The following is a 19,332-nucleotide window of genomic DNA, read 5'->3' as shown; positions in this document are numbered from 1 at the left end:
AACGCTGTTAATACTACCGCTCCACTTGCTGATCCTACGAAGTCACCTTTTGTTACTTGTAATACTTGCTCTTTCATATCATTTATCCTCCTTTTTTTCTTTTGTTACAAAGCTTCTATTATACTAATACGCTTGATAGAAATACGATTAACGCTGTTAATACTACCGCTCCACTTGCTGATCCTACGAAGTCACCTTTTGTTACTTGTAATACTTGCTCTTTCATATCATTTATCCTCCCTTTTTATAAGTTATCTATATGTAATTTCTAAGAAATGTTTATTTCATAGTTTTTATGTTAACGTTACATTAAATTTGATAACGTAACGTTTGTAACATTAATGTAACATAACTATTATTACGTTGCAATATAATTACGTAAAATTTATTACACTTTTTTTACGTTTTTTTATAACAACCCTCAAAAACCTTTATTTAATGCGTTTTTCACTAAGTTCACGTTTGTAACATCCGTGTAACATTACAGTCATAAAGTGAAATGTAGTCATATTCCTCTCTATTTTTGTTACAAATTGTTTATTTAGTGCCACTAAACCTATCTAATCTTTACTTACTTTTAATATGAGATAAAATACCGTCTTTCCAAGATAAGTTTATATGTTTCCTCTATATAACTATGTATAATAAAAACAAAGAGGTGGTCATTTTGAAATTAATCGCATTAGATATGGATGGTACACTACTATCATCTAATCTTGAAATCTCCAAAGAAAACCTACAAGCAATCCAAACTGCACAAGAAGCCGGTCATATTGTAATGATCTGTTCTGGTCGTGCGAAAGAGGATGCTTTAAAGCTATTGGAAGAATATAAATTATCTCTTCCAGTCGGAGCAAGCAATGGGGCTATTGTTTATGTGGATGGAAAAGTAATTAACTCGCGTTGTATACAAAACGACAAAGTATACAAACTTGCAAAATTACTAGAATCTGAAGGTTTCCCATATAAGCTATATACGAATAAAGGAGTTTATTCTCCATATACATGGCAAGATCAAGTGATGCAAGCATTCGAAGAAAATAAGCATGCGCTTGATGTTACATTAGAGGAACTTGAACGAATTACAGAAAAGCAAAAGAAATCGAACCTAATTACTGATTTCAAAAAAATAGAAGATGTTGTGAATAACCAAGAACTAGAAATATCTAAATTCTTCATTTTAACGTTTAATGCAGCGCATCGCGCACAGCTATTAAGTATATTACAAGAAGATGCTGATATTATGGTTACAGCATCGGCTCCTACTAACTTAGAAATTATGGATAGGAATGGACATAAAGGAAACGGGATACAGCAGATGGCAGCTCATTTTAATATCCCTATTGAAGATACAGTTGCTATTGGTGATAATTTTAATGATGTACCAATGTTAGAAGTAGCAGGCTTATCTGTTGCAATGGGCAACGCTGAAGAAGATGTAAAAAAGCTATGTGATGTTGTAACACTAACAAACAATGAACATGGTGTTGCTCACGCAATCGAGCAATTTGTATTGAAACAAGCTTCATCTAGTATATAAAAAAAGGACTCTTTCAATCTCTGAAAGAGTCCCTTTTTTATACGTGATGACAAGCAACAAAATGCTCTGCACCAACATTACGGAATTCTGGTACTGTTTTTTTACAAACATCCGTTGCAAATGGGCAACGTGTATGAAAACGACAGCCCGAAGGTGGATTTGCTGGACTTGGAATATCCCCTTCTAGTATAATTCGCTCTCGCTTCACTGTTGGATCTGGTATTGGAACAGCTGATAACAATGCTTTCGTATAAGGATGTAGCGGATTGGTAAATAACTCATCACGCGGTGCTGTCTCCACAATCGTACCTAAATACATAATTCCGATTTTCGTACATAAATGTTCTACTACACTTAAATCATGCGAAATAAATAAATAAGATAATCCCTTTTTCTCCTGTAACTCACTAAATAAATTAATAATTTGTGCTTGGATAGATACATCTAGTGCCGCCACAGGTTCATCAGCTACAATGAATTCTGGATTTAATACCATAGCTCTTGCGATTACGATACGCTGACGTTGTCCACCAGAAAACTCATGGGGATACCGGTCAATATGATAAGGAGCTAATCCACATAACTCCAATACTTCAATTACCTTTTCACGAACATTTTCTTTCGTCGCTAATCCGTGGGCCAACATTGGCTCTCCAAGCGCTTCTCCAATTCTCATTCTCGGATTTAATGAACTAAATGGATCTTGGAAAACGAGCTGCATATTAGGGCGATGTTTTCTTAATTCATCCTTGGATAAAGAATGAACATCTTTCCCTTTAAACTTCACTTCTCCCTCCGTTTTTTGAACGAGGCGTAAAATTGTTTTTCCTATTGTTGTTTTTCCGCTCCCTGATTCGCCAACGAGACCAAACACTTCACCTTTATTAATAGTAAAACTTACTCCATCAACTGCTTTTACATGCCCAATTGTTCTACTAAATACGCCACCCTTGATTGGAAAATATGTCTTTAGGTTTTTTACCTCTAATAATGGTTCACTCATTGTTCCGCACGCTCCTCATATAACCAGCAAGCTACTTTATGATTTTCATCATTTACATTTAGATTTGGAGCTTCTTTTTCACATATTTCCATACAATGCTCACAACGCCCACTAAAGTAGCAAAACTCACCTAAACCAACTAAATTCGGAACTTGCCCTGGAATAGAATATAGTTTATCTATTCGTTTTCCCATTACTGGTTTTGATTTCAATAATCCTTTCGTATAAGGATGTTTTGGATTTTGGAATATCTCTAGTACTGGAGCTTCTTCAATAACTTTCCCGCCATACATAACGACAACATAATCAGCCATTTCCGCTACGACACCTAAGTCATGTGTAATTAATAAAATCGACGTTTTAAATTCTTCTTTCACTTGTCTTAGTAGATCCAATATTTGAGCCTGAATGGTAACATCAAGAGCTGTTGTTGGTTCATCCGCAATTAATAACTTAGGATTACAACTAAGTGCAACAGCAATCATAATACGTTGTAACATCCCGCCGCTCAGTTCATGCGGATAAGAATGGGCGATTTCATCAGCGCGGGCTATGCCAACTTTACGAATTAACTCAATTGCCTTCTTATATGCTTCATTTTTACTAAGTAATTCATGCTCCCTTAACGTTTCTACAATTTGCTCTCCTACAGTGAAGACGGGGTTTAGCGATGTCATTGGTTCTTGGAAAATCATTGCAATATCATTACCTCGTAAACTACGAAGTTCTTTCTCTTTCATTCCTAAAAGACTTTTTCCTTCATATAAAATGTCTCCACCCACTACACTGCCTGATTCAGCAATAAGCCCCATAATAGATAAAGCTGTTACACTCTTCCCGCAACCTGATTCTCCTACTACACAAACTGTTTCCCCTTCTCGAACCGCAAAGCTAACATGGTTCACAGCCTTTACTGTCCCCTCGTCAGTTTGAAAATGTGTTTGTAAGTCTTTCAGCTCTACTACCGCTTTACTCATATCTTCTCACCTACCGTCTCATCTTTGGATCTAACGCATCACGAAGTGCATCACCAAGTAAATTAATTGATACAACTGTTATAAAGATTGCAAAACCGGGCGGAATCCATAACCATGGACGCTTTTGGAAATCGATTAATGAGTTAGCTGCGCTAATCATGTTCCCCCATGATGGTGTAGGTGGAACGACTCCGAGGCCTAAGTAACTTAGTGCGGATTCTCCCAAAATAGAACCTGCAACACCTAATGTGGATACAACAATTAAAATGGGTAAAACATTAGGTATTAAGTGATATATAATTTTCCGGTAATCTTTTATTCCTAACACATCCGCAGCTTGCATAAATGCTTGCTCCCTAAGTGATAAAATTTGCCCTCTTACAAGGCGTGCAAGCCCTGGCCAACCTACTAGACTTAAAATAATCATAATGACATACAAACGATAATCAGACGGTACTTTCCACTCTGATAAAATCGCACCCATTATAATAAGTAACGGTAATCCTGGCATTGACATTAAAATATCTGCAAGCCGCATAATAATATTGTCCACAATCCCACGATAAAAACCTGCAATCGCTCCTAATAAAGCTCCAAGTATAACCGATAAAACCATTGAAGCTAAACCAATGGTTAATGAAATACGTCCCGCTTGCATAAGCCTTGTTAAAATATCTCTTCCTAATTGATCTGTACCAAGCCAATGAGAAACACTAGGTGGTTTGTTAATGAGCGCAACTTGTATTTTCCCTGATGCATATGGAGAAAAGAACGGACCGATAAAACAAAATAAAAACATAAAAATTAATGCATAAAACCCTACAAGTGCCATCTTATTTTTCTTTATCTTTTTAAAAGCTTGTCGCCATGGTGATGATTCGCTTCTGCTCTTTTTTTCTTTTTTTTCTGTAATTACTGTAACAGTCTCCATTTCTTTCCCCCCTTACTTCAACCGAATTCTTGGATCAACAACTGCATATACGATATCTGCTAAAAAGTTTGAAACGATTGTTAAACAAGAAAGAAACATCGTAAATGCCATCAATACTGTATAGTCACGGAAATTTAATGCTTCTAATTGAATATTACCAATCCCTGGCCAGTTAAAAATTTGTTCAATAATAATTGCCCCAGAAAACAATCCCGGTAATTCAAATGCTAATAACGTAATTGCTGGTAATATTGCATTTTTTAATGCATGCTTATAAATAACCGTCTTCTCCTTCAAACCTTTCGCTCTTGCTGTTCGTATGTAATCTTGTCTTACAACCTCTAACATACTTGTTCTAAAATACCGAGTTAGCGAGCCGACCCCAAGAAGTGTCAAAATAAATACTGGTAAAATCATATGTTTTGCAACTTCTATCACGTAAGCAAATCCTGTTGAATTACTGCCAACATCAATCATTCCACCTATCGGTAATAACTTAAAGTCAACCGCAAACACCTTAATTAAAAACAAGCCGATAAAGAATGAAGGGAATGACATTGCTGCAAAAACACTGATTGTTACAAGTTTATCGAATAAAGAATGTTGTTTCGTCGCCGAGAATACACCGATAATAAGTGCAATTAGCCAAATAAAAAACAATGCAATAATTGCTACACTAAAAGAATTCCAAATAAATTTATTTAATAATGACGTTACAGGCTCTTGATATTGAAGCGAGAAGCCAAAGTCCCCTTGCAATGCATTACCTAACCAATGAAAATAACGCTCAACAATCGGTTTGTTCAACCCATATAATTCCCTCAGTTCAGCTGCTCTTTCCGGTGTAATTTTCGGGTTTGAATCAATATAATCCCCAGGAAGAAGTGCGAACAGGACGAAGATAATAATTGATGTACCAAGCAGTGTAGGAATCATTTGTAACAACCTACGAACAATATATGTTTTCACCCTTTTTCTCTCCAATCTTATGCTTAAAATAGAAGAACATTTTTTCAAAGCGGCACATTACTAACCGAATGAAAAAATGTCTTCTACTTATACATTCTTATCGTTATTTTTCAAATGATAATACCGGTAAGTTTGCACTAATACTGTTGTACTTTTCAGGATCAATTCCTTTTATATTCCCGTTATAACCAGTAATTGTTCTACGGTAGTTTAATAGAATTACTGGTGGATCATCACTTAATTCTTTATACAATTCTTTATAAATAGGTTTACGCTTTTCGATATCTACAGTTTCAATACCTTTTTGAATTAGCTCATCTACTTTTGCATTCTTATAACCAAGACTAGTTTCATTTGCAGTAGACAAATATTCACCAGCTGTTTCACTCGGGTCACTTGTAATCGGTGTCGAAACAGAAGCTAAATCATAATCTCCTTTGTTTACCTTAGAAAGCATCGTATTAAAGTCCATAAATTCAGGATTAAACTCTACACCTATTTCTTTATAATTCTCTTTCGCAATCGGAATTAATAAATCACTATCTTTAGCCGAACTTGGACCGAAATAAGAAAGTTTTAATTTTTGACCATCTTTTTCACGAATTCCATCCGAACCAACTTTCCACCCTGCTTCATCTAATAATTTTTTCGCTTTTTCTTTATCGTATTCGTATTTATTAACTCCTTCTTCCGTATAAGCCCAAGAAGTTGGATGAATTGGTACATTGGCTACTGTACCGTATCCTTTTAACGCTGTATCAACATATTTTTTGCGGTCTAATCCGTAAATAAGTGCTTGGCGAACCTTTTTATCCTTTAAGTAAGGCTTATTATTATTCATATAAATATAACTAAATGACGGCGCTGTTTCGATTTGGATATTTGCGAATTCTAAAGCCTTAGCCTGTTCAAGAACCTCATCACCGGTACCTAAGCCAGTATGGTCAACTTCTCCTGTTTGGAATAACTGAAGCTTCGTATCACCAGAAGTAATTTTATAAATAAAGTTTTGAATTTTTGGTTTACCCGCATAATAATTTTCGTTTGCTACAAAACGAACTTCTTGACCTGGAATATACTTTTCAAATTTATATAGACCCGCAGCTAATGGCTTTCCATATAAATCTTTTAAGTAATCTAAGCTTGTATTTTGCTTATAATCTTTTCCATAATAAGCTTTTGATAGTACTGTACCTCCTAAAACAAATATAGCTTGTGAATTCACTTTTTCAGTTGTAATTTTAATTGTTTGTTAATCAACAACTTGAATACCTTCAATTGAAGTTGCTTTTCCTTCTTTATATTCTTTACCACCTTTAACGGCATATTGAGAGATATCTACTTCACCTTCATATGCCTTATCATGTAAAAGCGTCAATGTGAAAGCTACATCATCCGCCGTTAATGGCGATCCATCACTAAATTTCAAATCTTTACGTAAATGGAATGTATATGTTAACTGATCAGAAGAAACGTCCCACTTCTCAGCTAATTCTGGAATTGGTTTCCCTTGTTTATCGGTTGATACGAGAGATGCAAAAATAACTGAAGTTACGTTTCCATCCCAACCATTTTGTTGAAAGTATGGTAAAAATACGCCGCCTGGCTTACTAATACCAACTACTAACGTATCTTTTCTATTCTTCGCTTTGTCTGGCACTTTCGTTTTATCTGTCGCAGCAATCTTTTCAATTTTCACACTTTTTAAATCCTGCTGTTTAACCGGCTCTGTAGAAGCCGCATCCTCCTGTCCCCCACAAGCAGATAACACAAGCGAACTACTCAGTAATACCGAAAATACACCAGCCCATTTTTTGTCTTTTTCTTCATTGTCCCCACCCTAACTTTTCTTTTTTTAATAATTAAACCTTATGAACTGCTTGCCTTATGTATGCCTCCCACAGCAACATTTTATAGCCAATCGGAAAAGTCGGTTTTAATCGTAAAAAAATAGATGTTTTTGAGGGGTAACAATCTTATTCCGACCTTTCCGGTAGACTTTATGGTTATTAGCTTATATCTTCAGTTATATTTTGTCAATTCTTTCTAAATAAATATTTCAAGAATTTTTTTAAAATTATTATTCTATCTTTAATTTAGGTAAACTTAATAAAACTCCGTTATAGTCACCTTCTTATAATCCTTGAATTCGTGCATGATGTGTAGACACCATTTTGCTATTATTCAAGAAGATTACAGGCGGGGCTTCGCTTAACTCTTGATATAATTTTTTATAAATTTCCTTTCGCTTTTCAATATCCAACGTTTCTAATGCTTGCTTAGCTAATTCATCTACTTTCTGATTATAATATCCATCATAATTTCGTTTACTTGTTGAAATAAACTCTTCAATCGCTCTCTTTTATTTCTTATAAAAAAATTAAAAATTCACTTCTATTCGTTCAGCATGAAACATAGAATACTAATAACCAATTACCAAAAAGGGGGCGAAAATATGGACAACCTATTCCAATACGTCCTGCACTACGTATTATTAACAATTATGATAGTCGGAGCGCTATTACTATTCCCGTTCTTCCCAAAGTTCGTCCTCTTTTTAGCTTTTTTTATCATGCTCGGGATCGCTATTATAATTTCAACGAGAGAAGATGCCACGCAAAAAGAGAGCAGAGTTCAGCGCGTAAAGCTGTAACTTTGCTCTCTTTTTGTTTTCATTCACTAGTCTCTGTTACACATATTTATCCCGCTATTTGCCGTGCAGTAAGACCCCCACCTCAAAATTCAGCGAAAGCAAAAGAAGTTAGGTCAGGGTCGGGGTGCCCGTAAAAGCCCTCACTTTATCTCTCGGGAAATAATTAGCCTTTGTTTTTGTAATTACTCCTATCGAAAAACCACTAATGACATTTATTTTTCACCTTATCATTTTCATATGTTTCACAAACTATGCAAATTGAGGAAAATGGATTTATCTAAGTTACTGTTTCACGTGAAACACATCGCTTCATTTAACCTTTAAAGTAAAATATCATTATGAAGAAAGCCACTTCCTCCAGCAAAACTGAAAGGAAGTGGCTTTCTACTCATTACTCCACAATATTCTCTAATTCATTATATAAATCTGCTCGTAACAACTCTTTCTTCGTTTTTTCCTCATATAATTTTTCAAGTTTTTCAACATTAGCTACATGTTCCATTCCACATTCTATTGCATATATATCTTCTTCTACATGCATTAACTCATTTTCAATCTCTTCAAGATTCCTAGCTTCTTTCTCTTTTACAGGAACCGTTTCAACACTTTTTCTCCCTTGGCGTTTCTGCTTTATTACTTGCTTCTCAAGCTTTTCCTCCCACTTTTGACGAGCCCATGCATAATTTCCTGCAAACTCAAATAATTTGCATCTATCAATCCAGTACGTCTTTTCAAATAACTTATTTAAAAAATATCGATCGTGTGAAACAGCTAAAATCGTCCCGTTATATTGCTCAAGGGCTTCCTCTAAAACTTCCCTTGATTCAATATCAAGATGGTTTGTCGGCTCATCTAAAATTAGAAAATTGATGTCTTGATACATAAGTTGCGCAAGTCTTAATCTCATTTTTTCTCCACCGCTCAGTTGTGTTACTTTCTTAAACACCGATGGACCATAAAATAAAAACTTAGCTAATATATGTCTTGCTTCTCCTTCTGTTACAGCCACATACTCTCTAAACGCTTCCAATACATTACTCTTCACATTTCCATACGTATGCTGTGATAAATAACCAATTTTGACACTACTACCAATGCGAATTTCACCAACGTCTGGATTTATTTCTTCTAATAGTAGTTTTAATAATGTAGTCTTTCCTGTACCATTACGACCAACGATAGCAGCACGCTCTTGAAAACGAACATGTAAATTCGCTTGTTCAAATAAAGGTCGGCCAGCAAAACCTTTACTCACTTCTTTCATTACAACAACATCTTTTCCGCTTCTCTCTTGCCCTTCAAACTGAAGACCCATCTGTTTTCTTTCTAAAATCGGCCTCTTTAATTTCTCTATACGCTCTAACGCACGTTCCATATTCCTCGCTCTTTTATGCAATCCTTCATTCGGAGGATTCGCTTGATTTGCCCATTCACGTAGGCGCTTAATTGCTTCTTTCATTTTCTTTATTTTCTTTTGCTGCTCTTGATAAGCTTGAAACTCTTGAAGTAACCTTTCTTCCTTCTCCTCAACGAACTGAGAATAATTCGTATGGTACACGTGAATCTCTCCATCTTCCAAATCCAAAATTTTCTTTACAACTTCATCAAGGAAATAGCGATCGTGTGAAATAACCATAACTGTTCCAGTATATTCTTTTAAAAACTTCTCTAACCATTCAACTGCAAACAAATCTAAATGATTTGTTGGTTCATCTAATAGAAGTAAATCTGGTTTCTGCAATAGCATATATGCAAGGCTTATTTTCGTCTGTTCTCCTCCACTTAATTCCGTAAATACTCTTGGAAATAAGTTTGTGACTTGTAAGCCATTTGCTACCTTCATTATATTTGCCTCTATTTCATAACCACCGAGAAATGCAAATTTTTCTTGAATTACTCCGTACCTCTCCATTAGCTTTTGCAAAGCAGATTGTTCCTGCTCCTCCGCCATATTTTTTTCTAGAGCATGCATTTCTTTTTCTAATTCCTTTTCTACTTTAAAAGCGGAACTCAATACATCATATACAGTCATGGCCTCATCAAACTTCGGAATTTGTGCGACATGACCAATACGTGTACCTTTCTTCATATGAATGGCTCCTGCATCCAAACTCTCCATTCCCGTTAGAAGCCCAAAGATTGTTGTCTTCCCACTACCGTTACGACCAACTAACCCAACACGTTCACCATTCTTTATTTCAAGCGATATATTTTCAAATATGATGTTTCCACCAAAAGATTTCGTTACATTATTTACACTACAAATAGTCATTTTCCGTACTCCTTTCAATATAAAAAACCATGAGAAAGAAACATTCCCCATGGTTTTCGGCATAGAAAAAGGAAGCCAAATAGCTCCCTTTTCACACGTTTATTAAAAATGGGTGAAGAGATTTCTATCGTTCAATAGTCACTATGCAATTGTTAAAAAAGGGCATACGTATCCCGTTAACAACTACATCATGAAAAATCGCACGACAAAAATAGATAAAATCTAAAAATTTGGCACGCGCAGCTAAAGAACGTTTCATCTCATGCACCCCTTTCGTACGGAATTTAATACTTACTTCTTTATTATACTTTCCAATTTCATGTTTGAATAGTCATTTTTCTGAAAATAATGAAGATAGACTAAACATTTCAATAAGTGACATCAAATCTTACAAAACTGTTATGTTCACGTAATGGAAAGCGATAGTACGAAAAGATGCCTCCCTATACAATAAAGATGTAAAACAAGAGAGACAAACACAAGGAGGAAACAAACATGATGAAAGAAATCGTAAAAGCAATCTTTGAGGTATTAGTGAACGGACAAGCAGTTGTAAAAGAATTAAATGAACTATAAAAAGGAGTGAAGAAATATGATGAACATGGTGAAAATGATTTTACACGCTTTAGTCGATGCAAAAGCAGTTAGCCAAGAATTAAACCAACAATAAAAAGGGGTATATGAATATGAAGAAAGCCATTATTATAATTGCAAGCACAGCAATTACTTTATACACAATAAAAAATAGAAAAAAGAAAAATAATGAAAATGTTCTATATTATCCATACACACTATTAGAGAAAAAATAAAAGACAAGGTACCCTATCGTAATGAGGATATCTTGTCTTTTATTTTTTCCATATTGTCTTTAGAGGATTTCCTTCTCCTTTTCCCGAATGTATTAAGCGGGATTTTTACACATATTTTAAAGGGGCATATATACAAATGGATACACAACAACTATATTTTTTAAACGATATCGGTAAACAAAAACCAGAAAGTATTCGGAATAGAAGCGCTGCATGTCCATTTTGCGATAAAGAACATTTAACGGATATTTTAGCAACTGATGGTTCTATTATTTGGTTAAAAAATAAATTTCCTACATTACAAGATACATTTCAAACGGTGCTGATTGAAACGGATAATTGCGAAAATCATATCGCAACATATACAGAAGAACATATGCGAAAATTAATGCAATTTTCTATTCAACATTAGTTACACTTACAGAAGAACGAAGAATTTGCATCTGTAATTTTATACAAAAATCACGGTCCATTTTCAGGTGGAAGTTTGCATCATGCACACATGCAAATTATCGGAATGAAATATGTAAATTATCTTGAAAATATTGAAGAAGAAAATTTCCAAGGGGTAATTGTTCAAAAAAATGAACGCATTGAGCTTAATATTTCAGAGCATCCCATTATTGGCTTCACTGAATTCAATATAATCATTGATAATATTTCATATATAGATGAAATGGCAAATTACATTCAGCAAACTGTACGTTACATACTGATAGATTTCCATAAAGGATGCAGTAGTTATAACTTATTCTTCTATTACTTAAATGGAAAAATCATTTGTAAAGTTGTACCTAGATTTGTCGTTTCACCATTGTATGTAGGATATAAAATACCGCAAGTTTCTACAAAACTAGAAGAGGTGAAAATACAACTCACGCAGTATTTCACGAAAGAAAAGGATGAAATTATTCATAAAAAAACAGAGTAGGTATAGAAAACCTACTCTTTAATTACACCTTTATTTCGATAGTACACATCTTCTAGTCCGATGTTATACTTCATGTTATTATCCGTCCACTCTGGCCCTAAATTCCCTGGCCATCCAGATGTATTCGCTATATATTTCAGTAATGCAAAATCAGTCAAACCTTTTTGCACCCCACGCTTATATCCTTTCATTAAATGCGGCATTGCAATTTGCGCATTTGTACGTGGATCTTTCAGCTCATCATCAGTTAAATGTTCTGGTGCAAGCCCGCCGCCGCGGTGTAGTTGAAACAATCCAAATGAAGTTCCATTATCTCCAACACTTCTTGGATTTAATCGACTTTCATGCTCGGCAATTGCAAGAGGTATCCATTCCGGAAGATTTACTTTCTTCGCTTCCTCTATAATGATTTGTTTCATCTGTTTTGCTTCTTCTGAATCAACATAGCTTGTTCCATTCACTAGCTTATCCATTCCTTCAGACTTTCCTTGGAAATATAAATATACTCCAAGAACAACTAAAAATCCTACAAAGAATTTCTTCACTACCTCTACCTCTTTCTCCGCTGAAATTTGTCCCCTTTCAGCCTTCTTCCCTTTACAATTACCCAAATTTCATCATTCTCTTACTCTTTTATCATAGCAAATAACTATACGTATTATCATCATGCTTTAGACCGATTTTGTGAAAAAACAGCTGGTAAATACGTGCAAAAATGTAACTTTCATAGACTATAACGCATTTTTTGTATATAATTGTAAATTGAATTCTAAATATAAACTAGGAGAATAATAATATGAAAAAATGGTTGCTACTCTTATTTAGTTTACTACTATTAATTCCTGTCCCTATTTCCGCACAAAAAAACGCAAATCCAAAAGCCCTTATTTTATACAGTTCGAACGATGATCAAATTACAAGTGATACCCAAATACTTAATACACAAGTAGGACATTTTACTAATAACATAACAATAAAAAACATAAAACAGTTAGCTGAAATAACTGATAAATCTTCATATACACATATTATTTACTTAGGTGAAAAACAAGAAGAACTTTCTACTGAAACAAAAGAATTTCTAGAAAGTTTCTCAGGGCCACTACTATTTTTAGGTCAAAATATAGAACAATTATCCAATCGTTTTTCGTTTATCACACTTAAAAATGAAGATATAAACTCTGATACAATTGAATATCCAACACGTAAAATAAAGAATACATTAGAGGAAGAACGATCAATTAAACATCTTGATACAACTGGAACAATTCTTGCCCACGCTTTAAAAGGGAAGAATCCTTATCCATTAATTGTGCAACAAAATAATTCTTATTACGTTGCAACGCCAAATCTCTTTGACTGGATGTCTCATTACATCGGTGAAGTGTTATTTTCTTACTTCGGACAAAAGCCAACGAACAATAAGGTAGAAGCTTATTTACGTCTTGAGGACGTCCATCCAGCCGCAGATATAAATCAATTAAAAGAAATTGCTACATTACTAAAAGAGAAAAAGATTCCTTACATGATCACTGTTATTCCTGTATATACAGATCCAGAGACAGGAAAACCACTACATTTAAAAGATAAACCCGAACTAGTCGATCTTTTACGCTCTATGCAAGATGAGGGTGCAGCAATTATTATGCACGGTTATACGCACCAATTTTATGATAGTGAAACTGGGGAAGGTTTTGAATTTTGGGACGTAAAGTCAGATCAACCAATTCGCCAACCGAAACATGAAAAACCAAAAACAAAAGATGCCTTTCCTAATATAGAAGCATATAATGCATACGTAAAAAAAGGGGAAGAATTTGAAGAAAAATATACAACTGAGCATATTGAAAAAGGCATTCAAGAACTTGTAGATGCTAAACTATATCCCGTCGCATTTGAAGCACCCCATTACACGATGTCTCAAAAAGGGTATGAAATATTATCAAGATACTTTTCAACTTATGTAGGACAACTACAGTTAAGTGATATAACTTGGAAATCCATGCACTCTCCAGCATATAGAAGTACACCATCATTTCTACATGGAATGAAATTAATGCCTGAAACAGTCGGTTTTATTGAAGAAGACAAGCCACAAGCTATCGCTAAAATGAAAGCAAATGCTTTATCTGTTGCTAAATTATCCGATGGGATTATTGGGGCATTTTATCATCCTTACTTAGGTGTGAAACCATTAAAAGAAGTATTAAAGGATCTAGAAAGTATTCCAAATATAGAATGGATTGATTTACAAAAGGAAAAAAATGAAGTAAAAATGAAAGATATTCATATTACGACGAATAAAGACGGCATTCACGTTGAAAAACCAACCAGTGCGAATGACATAATTGATTATATAAAGCAATATGGCTTCTTCCTTATACTGGGGTTCGTTATCATTGTCTTTCTTTTATTATTAAAACGTGCTAAAAAATTAGAATCCTAATAAAAAACCACCGAGCGGAACGCTTGGTGGTTTTTTTCATATATCAAACCGTGGCATTTTATTAAATAAATTCAACTTTTACTTTTTCCGTTACATTATGAAAATTATAATTCTCCTATCCTTTCAAATAAAATCGAATGGTATTTTCATATATTGTTTCTGCAACCTGATCAACAGATATGTTTTTTATAACACTAATTTCCTTTAATACATCTCGAATCATTCTCGGGTGCGTCATAACATCGTCTTGAAATTCCCACGGTCCATCTGTTTCTACCATCATATATTCAAGCGGATAATACGAAACAATTTTTCTAATCTTCTCCTTATGTAAAACATCCGGTGTAATCGAAATATAATAACCATTCTTCATCATCCGTTTCATTGTTTCATCACTTCCTTTAAACCAATGGAAATGTGCACGTGAAACTTTATATTTCTCTAGCAAATCACATACAGTGTCAGCATCTTCATAAACTGCGTGTAATATAATCGGCAAATTATACTTACTAGCTAGTTCTATAAATTTTTTTAATACAGCTATGTATGAATCTACAGCAATGCTTTCATCTTCTTTCCTCAAATAATAGGGCAAACCTACTTCACCAATCGCAACAATTTCCTCTGCGTTCTGTTCAATAAGTTTATAAATCTGTTCACACTCTTCTTTATGAATCTGTTGCTCTGGATGAAACCCTATCGCTGGATATATAAAGGGATACTTCTTCGCTAAAGATAACGTTTCCTTACAAGATTGATAATTCATAGATACAGCAATAAGCCCCTTTATTTCATTACTATTTTCCACCTCTTTCAGTAATCTGTTCTTCTCTTCATCCTTATATTGATCAACATGTATATGACTATCAATCCATTTCATCTTTATGCCCCCATAAAAAAAACAAGAAAGGACTTCCTTTCTTGTTTTATCATCTATATTATTTAACAATTAAGTTTGTTATGATATCAAATAATCCAATACACACTACGGCAACAGTAAAGTAGCTACAGAAATCTTTAATTGGTAACTTCACTACTTCTTCTTTACGCATCCCATTTTTCTCCCTTCTTACTAGATCCCTAATTATTTTTCTATCTGTATCTATTATGCAAAAAATATGACAAATTTACTATCGAATTAACTTACGTAAACCTTACAATGTTGTAAGGTTTAAAAAAGGATCCTCATCTTTATTCAGATGAGGATTATTAAAAATTAGTTGGTTTTTCATTCTTCATTACAAACAGAAAGTAATACATTAAGACTTTCTAGTTACACTATATGAAAATTACTATCTTTTAACTATCGAATTACATTACAGAAGGCTTACATGTTTGTAAGTTATGTGTAATGTAATTCGATAGTTCCCCTTACTTATATTTCGTACAATAAAGTTAGAAAGTAAGCCAAATAAGAAGAACAATCACATAACCAAATTGCATTGCTAGTAGCTACTCTTCTTATACCTTTCACCCATGCTACTACAATGTACCCCCTTCCCCTTTATATAATAAAAAAGCCTTAGTCTATATGGACTAAGGCTTTTTTGCCAACCTTTAAAATACCCTTACCTAGTATTTTTATTTTCGACAAAAAATAGCTAGGGGTATATTTTACTATCTCATCGTTAAAAGTTTACTCTTCGCATTTATAGGAATATTTGCAACCTCAATCTCTTCAATCGATTCACCGTAACGTCCTTTTGCATACACCTTTAATGCTTCATCTCTCTTTAACATATGCTTAACCGTTTTCTTTATTTTCTGCTCTCTACCACGTTCATCGAATGCAATAAATTCATATTCATACCACTCATCACCAATATGCTGACCAATTGTATTCACAACCGTATAGTATTCTTTCGTCTTATAAAATGGATTATATTTATCGATAACCGGTCCAAGTTTCGTAGGTAGTAACATTACTACTATCACTATCATCGCTATTATAGTAGTGATCATTTTTTTCTTCATAATAAACATTCCTCCTCTGCAGGATATATATACATCCATTTTAAAAAGGGGGAATAAAATCTACTATTGAATCTCATTACATTACACTTACATTTTTGTAATAATTAAAAAAGGTGAACGAATTTACTCGTTCACCTTTTAGCTTGCTTTAAAGCCACCGCCAAGTACATCACGTACATCATGTATAACAACGAAAGCATCTTCATCTACCCGGCTAATAACTTGTTTTAACTTAACAAGCTCTTGTTTATTAATAACAACATATAAAACTTCTTTATTTTTACCAGTATATCCGCCGCGCCCTTCTAATACAGTAACACCGCGTGTCATATTTTTCGTAATAGCTTCACGAATTAAATCTGGTTGATTCGAAATAATCGTAACAGCCGTTTTTGTATCCATTCCTTCTACAATGAAATCAATCACCTTCGCTCCGATGAACACAGCTACAAGTGTATACATTGCCTTTTCTTGCCCTATTATAAATACAGAACCAGCAATTACAACAATATCAATAATTAGTACGCCTTTACCTACGCTCCAACCTAAATATTGATTTGCTAACCGAGCTAAGATTGCTGATCCTCCCGATGTACCTCCGGCTTTGAACATACAGCCTAATCCAATACCCACAAATAAACCAGCAAATAAAGCTGCTAATAATGTATCACTATTTACATGATACTCAATATGTTCTGTAACGTATAAAAACAAAGATGTTTCTACAATCCCTAAAATTGTATAAATCATTGTTTTCTTATCAAAAAATTTATAACCAACAGCTAGTAAAATTGCATTTATGGCAAAGTTCACAATTCCTGGTGACCAATCAAATAAGTAGTACGTAACAACCGTTAAACCAATAATTCCACCTTCCGATAAACGGTTTGGAATTGCAAAGTAATTAATACCAATTGCGAATAATAATGAACCAATTGTAATTAGTGTTATTTCCTTTATACGTTGATTAACCATAGTTCATCCCCTCCCCCCATTTGACATTGTATCACTATCTCCTAGAGGTTTAGAAGTGGTTTTTATTCCGCATTTCCCCTCTTAAAAATTGAAATATTATGTTTAAACAGAGGGTTGATTAATTATTCATATTTGCTCTAACTGCACGGACAAATTGCTCCACATTCCCTTTCTGAATATACTTAGCGCGAATGGTTTCATGATTACAAGTAAACTCAAAGTACGGATGAAAATCTATGCTATCTATATGCAAATATGAGTACTCTTTAAATGTTGAAGGATAGTACGGAAATTCCCCGTAAAAAAGGAGACGTCTAGTAGTGGCAACAAAAACCCCATGTTGATACGATAATATAAAATTATCCTTCTCAAATATCCCTACCACAAAAACCAAAATCTTTTCATCATCATCTACATACTTTTTCATACTCGATAAAAGTTCATTCATGCATATTCCTCCAAATTCTATTCACTGCTTTAACACTTGAAAAGAATCCATGGATATTACAGACCGGTTTAACTCCTTTATAAAGTATGAAACGCGTTTCCTGTCAAAGATATTTCAAAAAAATAATCCGTTATGCGATTATACACATAACGGATTAAAATTAAACCGTAGAGCGTTCCACAAGTTCGTATGGAATTTCCAGCTTTTCTTGTTCAGAACTCTCGTCATTCACTTTTCTATGCAACATTTCAAAAGCAGTTTTCCCTATCTCCTTTAAATTTTGATCAATAGTTGTCAATTGTAACACTTGCGAGATAGGTTGATTATCAAAGCCAATAATCGCTAAATCCTCAGGAACTTGAATCCCTAATTTTTCAACCTCTGTCATAACCCCAATCGCAACTTCATCACCTGCTACTATTAATGCTTCAGGAAGATCCTGCATCTCTTTTAACTTATGAGCCACTTTTACACCATCTTCTAGTGTAAAACATTCTGTAAAAATCCATTCTTCATTAACCTCTTCGTCTATAGATTGCAATTGCTGTTTATAAACATCAAAACGCTTTTGACTACTCGGTCCTAATTTTCTTCCCGTACAATAACCAATTTTTTTATAACCTTTCTCAATCAAATAATCCATTCCTAATTGAAAGGCCGCTGAATGATTCGTATATACACTTGAGATGTTTGAAATATCATTGTCTTCACAAGCAATTATTGTGCCGTAAGAAGCATACGGTTCTATCGTTTCCCAATCATTTGCACGGGAACAAATAATAAGACCATCCAATTGTTTTGTTTTTAACATATGTAAACTTTTCATTTCTTCTTTTTTATTATAATTCGTTTGGCAAAGTAACACTCTGTAATTATGAGTTAACGCAATCTCCATCATTCCGCTCACCATCGCATCAAAACACGGATGATTAATATACGGTAAAATCACACCAACAATATTCGTCTTTCCTTTTGATAAATGAACAGCATTTGCGTTTTGCGAGTAATTCAATTTCTCAACTATCTCTATAACCGCTTTTCTTTTTTCTTCACTTACATATGGGTGATCATTCAACACTCTCGAAACAGTCGTAACTGAAACTCCCGCCATCTTTGCGATATCTTTAATATTAGCCATACACTCACCTCTATCTTTAAGTTAATGAATCTCATGAACATATGTCAAATCTTCTTATCATTACACCTTCATTCATTTCTCTTACAAAAGTGTAATTTTTTTGTAAGCTAATTCGATAGTGACTTTCGGCAACATTTCATACAATTAAGTCAGAAACAAGGTAACAACCATTCGAAAAGGAGCGGATTAATATGATGAACAAAATGAAAACGAACAATTTCTTACATACAATGGGCATGGTATTTTCCGCTCTTATCGACCCAAAA

At 34.1% G+C, this 19,332-nt stretch carries 18 protein-coding genes and 3 pseudogenes; 5 read left to right on the top strand and 16 right to left on the bottom strand.

Going from position 1 to position 19,332, the window contains the following annotated elements:
* Nucleotides 1-77, bottom strand: a 77-nt coding sequence (locus tag MR169_RS17745; RefSeq protein ID WP_002101907.1) for a DUF3948 family protein, incomplete at its 3' end; no start/stop codon positions are given.
* A 41-nt stretch (nucleotides 78-118) separates the two neighbouring features.
* Nucleotides 119-226 (bottom strand): DUF3948 family protein, encoded by a 108-nt coding sequence (locus MR169_RS17740; RefSeq protein ID WP_000664237.1) that lies wholly within the window; start codon nucleotides 224-226, stop codon nucleotides 119-121.
* A gap of 441 nt (nucleotides 227-667) precedes the next feature.
* Between MR169_RS17740 and MR169_RS17735 the strand changes: the two genes are divergently transcribed.
* Nucleotides 668-1,540: a Cof-type HAD-IIB family hydrolase gene (locus MR169_RS17735; RefSeq protein ID WP_000766423.1), complete on the top strand. Its 873-nt coding sequence runs from the start codon at nucleotides 668-670 to the stop codon at nucleotides 1,538-1,540.
* Nucleotides 1,541-1,577: 37 nt separating this feature from the next.
* On the opposite strand, the gene MR169_RS17730 is transcribed toward MR169_RS17735, so the two are convergent.
* The 6 genes and pseudogenes from MR169_RS17730 to MR169_RS17705 all read right to left on the bottom strand — a co-directional run.
* On the bottom strand, nucleotides 1,578-2,543 hold the full coding sequence (locus MR169_RS17730) for an ABC transporter ATP-binding protein (protein ID WP_001294519.1): 966 nt from the start codon (nucleotides 2,541-2,543) through the stop codon (nucleotides 1,578-1,580).
* Nucleotides 2,540-3,520 (bottom strand): ABC transporter ATP-binding protein, encoded by a 981-nt coding sequence (locus tag MR169_RS17725; RefSeq protein ID WP_242319767.1) that lies wholly within the window; start codon nucleotides 3,518-3,520, stop codon nucleotides 2,540-2,542. Before MR169_RS17725 ends, MR169_RS17730 begins: the two co-directional genes overlap by 4 nt.
* 10 nt (nucleotides 3,521-3,530) lie before the next feature.
* Nucleotides 3,531-4,451, bottom strand: a complete 921-nt coding sequence (gene opp4C / locus MR169_RS17720; RefSeq protein WP_000451080.1) for an oligopeptide ABC transporter permease — start codon at nucleotides 4,449-4,451, stop codon at nucleotides 3,531-3,533.
* Nucleotides 4,452-4,463: 12 nt separating this feature from the next.
* Nucleotides 4,464-5,420 carry an ABC transporter permease gene (locus MR169_RS17715; protein WP_242319766.1) on the bottom strand — a complete coding sequence of 319 codons (957 nt, stop codon included), beginning with the start codon at nucleotides 5,418-5,420 and terminating at the stop codon, nucleotides 4,464-4,466.
* A 103-nt stretch (nucleotides 5,421-5,523) separates the two neighbouring features.
* Nucleotides 5,524-7,191 (bottom strand): annotated as a pseudogene (locus tag MR169_RS17710) (ABC transporter substrate-binding protein).
* Between the two features lie 363 nt (nucleotides 7,192-7,554).
* A pseudogene (locus MR169_RS17705) lies at nucleotides 7,555-7,773 on the bottom strand (ABC transporter substrate-binding protein); the annotation flags it as partial.
* Nucleotides 7,774-7,875: 102 nt separating this feature from the next.
* On the opposite strand from MR169_RS17705, the gene MR169_RS17700 reads away from it, so the two are divergent.
* A complete protein-coding gene (locus MR169_RS17700) occupies nucleotides 7,876-8,073 on the top strand; it encodes a hypothetical protein (RefSeq protein WP_000369254.1) in 198 nt (65 codons plus the stop codon).
* Nucleotides 8,074-8,464: 391 nt separating this feature from the next.
* Here MR169_RS17700 and abc-f read toward each other — a convergent pair whose 3' ends face one another.
* Together abc-f and MR169_RS28265 are read right to left on the bottom strand one after the other, a co-directional pair.
* Nucleotides 8,465-10,345: a ribosomal protection-like ABC-F family protein gene (gene abc-f, locus MR169_RS17695; protein ID WP_242319765.1), complete on the bottom strand. Its 1,881-nt coding sequence runs from the start codon at nucleotides 10,343-10,345 to the stop codon at nucleotides 8,465-8,467.
* A 124-nt stretch (nucleotides 10,346-10,469) separates the two neighbouring features.
* The gene (locus MR169_RS28265) at nucleotides 10,470-10,604 is read right to left on the bottom strand and encodes an RAxF-45 family protein (protein ID WP_000830643.1); all 135 of its coding nucleotides are present in this window, start codon (nucleotides 10,602-10,604) and stop codon (nucleotides 10,470-10,472) included.
* Nucleotides 10,605-11,025: 421 nt separating this feature from the next.
* On the opposite strand from MR169_RS28265, the gene MR169_RS17685 reads away from it, so the two are divergent.
* Together MR169_RS17685 and MR169_RS17680 are read left to right on the top strand one after the other, a co-directional pair.
* Complete coding sequence (locus MR169_RS17685; RefSeq protein ID WP_001998915.1) at nucleotides 11,026-11,154, top strand: hypothetical protein; 129 nt, start codon at nucleotides 11,026-11,028, stop codon at nucleotides 11,152-11,154.
* A 136-nt stretch (nucleotides 11,155-11,290) separates the two neighbouring features.
* Nucleotides 11,291-12,085 (top strand): annotated as a pseudogene (locus tag MR169_RS17680) (DUF4931 domain-containing protein).
* Nucleotides 12,086-12,096: 11 nt separating this feature from the next.
* Here MR169_RS17680 and MR169_RS17675 read toward each other — a convergent pair.
* The gene (locus tag MR169_RS17675; RefSeq protein ID WP_000713249.1) at nucleotides 12,097-12,630 is read right to left on the bottom strand and encodes a transglycosylase SLT domain-containing protein; all 534 of its coding nucleotides are present in this window, start codon (nucleotides 12,628-12,630) and stop codon (nucleotides 12,097-12,099) included.
* 251 nt (nucleotides 12,631-12,881) lie between these two features.
* On the opposite strand from MR169_RS17675, the gene MR169_RS17670 reads away from it, so the two are divergent.
* Nucleotides 12,882-14,531, top strand: coding sequence for a DUF2334 domain-containing protein (locus tag MR169_RS17670; protein ID WP_242319764.1), 1,650 nt, complete (start codon nucleotides 12,882-12,884; stop codon nucleotides 14,529-14,531).
* Nucleotides 14,532-14,646: 115 nt separating this feature from the next.
* Here MR169_RS17670 and MR169_RS17665 read toward each other — a convergent pair whose 3' ends face one another.
* The 5 genes from MR169_RS17665 to MR169_RS17645 form a co-directional block, all read right to left on the bottom strand.
* Nucleotides 14,647-15,411, bottom strand: coding sequence for a TatD family hydrolase (locus tag MR169_RS17665; RefSeq protein WP_044795056.1), 765 nt, complete (start codon nucleotides 15,409-15,411; stop codon nucleotides 14,647-14,649).
* A 737-nt stretch (nucleotides 15,412-16,148) separates the two neighbouring features.
* Nucleotides 16,149-16,505 carry a YxeA family protein gene (locus MR169_RS17660; RefSeq protein ID WP_061663594.1) on the bottom strand — a complete coding sequence of 119 codons (357 nt, stop codon included), beginning with the start codon at nucleotides 16,503-16,505 and terminating at the stop codon, nucleotides 16,149-16,151.
* A 138-nt stretch (nucleotides 16,506-16,643) separates the two neighbouring features.
* Nucleotides 16,644-17,480: a YitT family protein gene (locus MR169_RS17655; RefSeq protein WP_000248046.1), complete on the bottom strand. Its 837-nt coding sequence runs from the start codon at nucleotides 17,478-17,480 to the stop codon at nucleotides 16,644-16,646.
* Between the two features lie 118 nt (nucleotides 17,481-17,598).
* Nucleotides 17,599-17,928 carry a PH domain-containing protein gene (locus MR169_RS17650; RefSeq protein ID WP_001004249.1) on the bottom strand — a complete coding sequence of 110 codons (330 nt, stop codon included), beginning with the start codon at nucleotides 17,926-17,928 and terminating at the stop codon, nucleotides 17,599-17,601.
* Between the two features lie 160 nt (nucleotides 17,929-18,088).
* Complete coding sequence (locus MR169_RS17645; protein WP_001273898.1) at nucleotides 18,089-19,066, bottom strand: LacI family DNA-binding transcriptional regulator; 978 nt, start codon at nucleotides 19,064-19,066, stop codon at nucleotides 18,089-18,091.
* Between the last annotated feature and the right edge of the window lie 266 nt (nucleotides 19,067-19,332).

Source organism: Bacillus cereus group sp. BfR-BA-01349 (genome assembly GCF_022663795.1).
In the GTDB taxonomy this organism is placed as follows: Bacteria; Bacillota; Bacilli; order Bacillales; family Bacillaceae_G; genus Bacillus_A; species Bacillus_A cereus.
This window is presented reverse-complemented; position numbering and strand designations above follow the sequence as displayed.